Below are 5,023 nucleotides of genomic sequence, written 5' to 3'. Positions count from 1 at the left end.
AAGCGATTAAGCTTCTTTAAGTATATATGTACTACATTTAGATGCGTTCGCCCTGTGTAAGCAATTGTTCCATAGCTATGTTTTTTATGTTGTAGGCGTTTGTACCAGGCACAAGAGACTCTTGGTAACGACAAATAAAACACATCTTCTCTTGAAGTGTTGCTACACCTATTAAAAGTGGTAGAGATTTTGGCCCCGTAGCCATCAAATAAAGTTCCTGTAGCTGTAATTTTCCAAACTGCTGTTTAATATTTAAATTCCCCAAATTAGTAATTGCAATATCCATTCCTCCTATATCTCTAGCATCTGAAGTTTCCCCACCTTTGTTAGAGTTACTAGATAATAAGGCTCTTGCTTTTAGTACATCGTCAAATAACTTTCCCTCTGCTACCACTTGATTGAGTTTATATTTAACTTCACGGGCTAAATCCCAAAAATCGGTTTTCTGGCTTAATCGATGAGCGGTAACGGGTCGAGTAATGTATTCTCCTAAATTTTTACCAACATTAATTGTCAAATATTTGCGGATATTTACTGGTGTATGACACCTAAGAATAATTTCGTTAGGAGATTTTATTTCAGCAGCGATCGCTAAAAGAAATGCAGCACATAAAGCACCGTGAATCGAAGTTTTTTCTTCTCGACAACGAGCTACAAGCTTGGTAGTTTCCGCAGAAGATAGCGTCCAAGAAAATAAGCGAAGTGGAAAAGTTTCTGAAGTATTTACTCCATCATTATCTCGATAAATTGCTGTTAATATAGACTCCGCTTCTCTCGAATTATCTAAATCTTCCTCAACCCAATTTTTTGTAATATCAGGGATAATTTCATCAACAGGAGGTAAGTCTGGTAAAAGCTCACGAGGGTTGTCTGGTTCACCAATAAATTGCAAGATATCTCGGATAAGATAAGCTCCTGATAAACCATCGCCAATGCAATGATGAAAAGTAATTATTAGGTTAGAAACATCAGATGAGTGCAGCAACAATACGCGCAGCAGGGGTTCTTCGCTCCAACTCAAAGGGTGACGTAATTCTTCTACCATCTCCCGACACCAATGTTCTTCTCCTTGTCGCTCAATTATTCGCAGTGGAATAGGCGGAACATTTTCTAAGGAAAATTGCGGCTGATTTTGATGAAGAGTGACTATTTTTACTTTTAACCGAGAATGCCTTAGTTGTAGCCAAGCCAGAGCTTCAGTTAATAAATCAATGGTAAATGACCCTTTAATAGTTGCCGACAAGGTAACATTTTCCGGGCTGTTCTTGTATGACAACCACATCAAATGTTCTGATGGTGTAAGAATGCGATTCATGGCAATTACAAGGATTTTAGTGTTATTTAAATAAATCTAGCCATTTTTGCAATACAGTTCCAAATTCTTACTATCAAAATCTCGGCAGTACTGTACCCGTTCCCGCGTCTTTTTTTGTGCGGACATAAGCCTTTGTTGTATCTGTTTTACTGTGCCCCAACTGGTTTTGCACCTCAAAAACATTTTTATGCTCGACTGCTCTTGTCGCGTGAGAATGCCGTAGCCAATGGCAAGAGAATTTTAACTTCGCCACCTCGGAGATATCCTGAATCAACCTTTTAATAGCTCTGTCGCTCAATGGCAACCCCAGGAGGAACGCAAATATTTTCATGAGTGTTGTAAAATTAATGAGTTTGACATTACTCGATTGCTACTACAATGCTGTTTCAAAAACGCCAAGGTGCGATCGCCTTTTGGGCGGGCGCTTTGCGCCATCGCATGCTAATTCTGCAACTTATTTGTGATCGACGGAACTAAATGCTTCATTGATTAAAGGTGCAATGATAGCGATATTTTTCACCAACTCATCCGAGAGAGAAAATCGCTGTTTTAAGTAATTAGGATCGTTGTAACTCACCCACACCTTGCCGTCAGTCGCTTCCCATGCCAGTACTTTCAGGGGTAAATCCAGGGCGATCGTTGGTTCTGCCACCATGAGGGAAGAGGCAGAGCCTCCCAGAATAGGTTCCCAGCCTGGGCAAGGGCTGTGTCTTAATGAGCGTGCCATTCGATTTAGACACTAATGTTCAGAATTCACTTGCCATGTAATCACAATGATTTCTGCAAACCCTAAGACAAATATTAGCCGCGAAAACGCTCCTAAAATGGCTTCCATCGTCCAGTTCTGACTCTGAACCTCCCAGATCATCCAAACAATATAGAATCCCATCACCAACCAAGGTAGAATTACCGCTGAATTCCGTCTGCGATAGAAGCGGATCGTCCTCTCGCGCCAAAATGGGAAGGTGCTGAGGAGACAAAAAATGTAGGAGGTTCCTGCACTGATGAACAAGCTTCTTTGAAGACCCGAAGGCAGGTTTGGGTATCCAAGTGCGATCGCACTCAGACAAACTCCCAGCGCGAGGTACAGGAAACTAAACAAGGTAAATCGTTTCATTATTTCTTCTCCGGTGAAGCTTATTCTCTGTACCACACACGCACACATTGAAAGCAATTGACTGTAACGCCCTGGCTGATCATCACTGGGTAGACCCCATTACTGACTGTCACGCCGTAGACACCATCACTTGTGCTTTTCAAGCTATCTGGTAAAACAACGGTTTCAACATTGATCACCTGTATCGTTGTATTTTCAATCCACTGATTGACCTCACTCACAACCTCAGAGAAGGATTCATAATCGGAAGCTCCGCCGAAAGGTCCCCCTTCAGTAATCCGAGGCGCAAAATCTTTGCACTGAATCATTTGATTTACCACCTTAAAACTGTAGAGTTGAGCATCAATTCAAGTAGTGGGCATCGCCCACCATTTTTAAAACCTTTCACGGTAAAGCTTTGTGGGCAGTGCTAGCCCTACGATATCTATTCCAAAACTTAAGCCAACCTTGCCAGTAAACCGCTAAGAACAGAGGCAAAAGCATGAAAGCTGATATGGGCTAACATTGCAGCTTCTAGTGAATATTGCCAAAAGAGCCAGCCAAACCCAATCCCAGCAATCCCATTCAGTAACAACGCCCGAATAATCACAACTGGAGTGAGGGGAACGATCGCGGCAGTTGCGGGCAGGTGTAGTAGTCCAAATACCAACGCGGCTAGAACGATCGCACCCTGGTAAATCCCTTGACCTGGCAACGTAACGCCTTGTTTTAGACCTTTCCACGCAATCCAAACAAGCAGCGACATTAAACCCCAGCGCATCAAAATTTCCTCAGTGATGCCGCCATAAAGCATTGCTGTAAGTGAACTCAGCCAATTTGGTTCTGTGTTATTGGATGCCTGTAGCGCTTCAGGTAGGACAGGTTGCATCAACCGATCGAGCAACAAGAGAACGATCGCCGTCGCTGCACCTACACCCAAGCTCCATTGCATCTCAACGGCAAAAGATGAAGACTTAGCGATGTGAAACACCCAATGATCAATCAAATGGGAGCGTAATCCAACACGATAGGCACAACCAATTCCGATTAGAATGCTGATTGCCAGTAGAATTGAATACTGTAGTCCTTGCAGAAGCATTAAAATCCGCAGTGGAGGCACTTTTTCCAGTGTTTCTGGAGACAGTTTCGCTAACTGTTGCTCGACTAAAGGAATAGACGCGATCGTGTACATCACAATTCCCACACTGCCCAATACAAATAAAATCCCGAATTGTTTCAGAATTGCCATTGGTTTAACCTCCAGATGATCCGTCCTATCAGCCCATGCCAGCAGCTACCATCACCGAAATTGTGGGCAAGTTGAAAACGACGTGAACAATGACAGCAGTCCAGACCGAGCCGCTGCGGCGGAAGACCTCGGCAGTGGCGAGACCCGCGACTACGGCTGCGGGAAAGACGATGTTGGTATTGAGCCGAGATATAAGTAAAAACCTGCAAGATGGTCTCGAAACTGATACTATATATAGGGTTCAGCCATTTTTTAAGTAAAATTGGCAGGATAACGTAAATCTTGGGTATGTATCGCTACAAAAACTAGAGTATTTATTAATTTTATTTACAGGTTTTACAGCAAGGACTTTGAGTATCCTTCGCAATGGATTGTCTGTAACTATTACAGGCAAAGGATTATAGCCCAAAATATTAGCCTTCTACCACAGAGTATTTATTAAACTCTTGGGTTGGCGAAAAGCAATTATTGACCCTCAAACTGCAAGTATCTTCAGGCAAAATCCTACTTTCGCTTAAAAAACGTTCAAACTTATATACAGCAGGGCTTTTCAGACCATCTTGCTGTTTTTTACTTGTATCTCGGCTCAATACCTAGATAAGGCCATTACAAATGCCTTAGATGCTGTAACTAAAAAAGACATTATTGGATGGTTCACGCACTGCTGTTACTATATTGCACCCAACTGAGAACCGCTATAAGTTTGGGACAAGCGCGTACAATGAAACCTACTTTGGCACGGTGATACCCTTAGCTACTATGAACTTTACGCCGTAGTAAACTTATTATACCTATACAAGATATCAAAGCTACAACATTTGATGGTTCAGGAACAGTTGGTGTTTTCTGTGTATCTAAGAAATTGGCCATATCTTCACCAATGATTTGATGTACACGACGAGTAGGATGAATCTCGTCGAAGTAATAATAATTATCAGGTGTTGAACAACCAGGCTCTAACCCCCCAGTGGTGTATAAAAGTTTGCAGGCATCATTTATATTGGTAAAACCAAATGTCGCTGGGGTAGAGCGAATTTTGTTGCTAATTGCAACATGGTCATACAGTGCAACTTCGACACCTAATTGCTTATTCAGGGTATCGAGTTGACCGGGAAGACTTTTATTGATAACATCTCTAAACTTAGCTGCCTCTTCTGAGTATTGCTCAAAAAGTGGTAATGCAGCTAAATCTGTAGAATTTACAACAAAAAACTGTTCTGCACCTAGCACTGCAAGTTGTGATATTCCAGAAACAATATTGTTAACAGCAGCATCAGCTAATACATCGACCGAACCAGTCTGATTATTAAAATTTATAAGCCAGTCTGTGCAAACCTTTGAGAGTCCGCTTTGATATCTTCAT

General features: G+C 42.0%; 8 protein-coding genes. All 8 read right to left on the bottom strand.

The window, feature by feature from the left end; genetic code table 11:
- Positions 1-37: 37 nt before the first annotated feature.
- Positions 38-1,315, bottom strand: a complete 1,278-nt coding sequence (locus ACM0OY_RS39445; protein WP_414574145.1) for a phthiocerol/phthiodiolone dimycocerosyl transferase family protein — start codon at positions 1,313-1,315, stop codon at positions 38-40.
- Between the two features lie 73 nt (positions 1,316-1,388).
- Positions 1,389-1,646, bottom strand: a complete 258-nt coding sequence (locus tag ACM0OY_RS39440) for a site-specific integrase (protein ID WP_414574144.1) — start codon at positions 1,644-1,646, stop codon at positions 1,389-1,391.
- 123 nt (positions 1,647-1,769) lie between these two features.
- Positions 1,770-2,042, bottom strand: coding sequence for a DUF302 domain-containing protein (locus ACM0OY_RS39435; RefSeq protein ID WP_414574143.1), 273 nt, complete (start codon positions 2,040-2,042; stop codon positions 1,770-1,772).
- A 12-nt stretch (positions 2,043-2,054) separates the two neighbouring features.
- Positions 2,055-2,432, bottom strand: coding sequence for a hypothetical protein (locus ACM0OY_RS39430; protein ID WP_414574142.1), 378 nt, complete (start codon positions 2,430-2,432; stop codon positions 2,055-2,057).
- Positions 2,433-2,452: 20 nt separating this feature from the next.
- The gene (locus ACM0OY_RS39425) at positions 2,453-2,740 is read right to left on the bottom strand and encodes a hypothetical protein (RefSeq protein WP_414574141.1); all 288 of its coding nucleotides are present in this window, start codon (positions 2,738-2,740) and stop codon (positions 2,453-2,455) included.
- 128 nt (positions 2,741-2,868) lie between these two features.
- On the bottom strand, positions 2,869-3,660 hold the full coding sequence (locus ACM0OY_RS39420; protein ID WP_414574140.1) for a CPBP family intramembrane glutamic endopeptidase: 792 nt from the start codon (positions 3,658-3,660) through the stop codon (positions 2,869-2,871).
- 28 nt (positions 3,661-3,688) lie between these two features.
- On the bottom strand, positions 3,689-3,832 hold the full coding sequence (locus tag ACM0OY_RS39415; RefSeq protein ID WP_414574147.1) for a type II CAAX prenyl endopeptidase Rce1 family protein: 144 nt from the start codon (positions 3,830-3,832) through the stop codon (positions 3,689-3,691).
- Between the two features lie 578 nt (positions 3,833-4,410).
- Positions 4,411-4,977 carry an SGNH/GDSL hydrolase family protein gene (locus ACM0OY_RS39410; RefSeq protein ID WP_414574146.1) on the bottom strand — a complete coding sequence of 189 codons (567 nt, stop codon included), beginning with the start codon at positions 4,975-4,977 and terminating at the stop codon, positions 4,411-4,413.
- Positions 4,978-5,023 lie beyond the last annotated feature (46 nt).

This window comes from Nostoc sp. CCY 9925, from assembly GCF_963920935.1.
GTDB lineage: Bacteria > Cyanobacteriota > Cyanobacteriia > Cyanobacteriales > Nostocaceae > Nostoc.
Note: the sequence above shows the minus strand (reverse complement) of the source record. Positions and strands in the feature narration are given on the sequence as shown.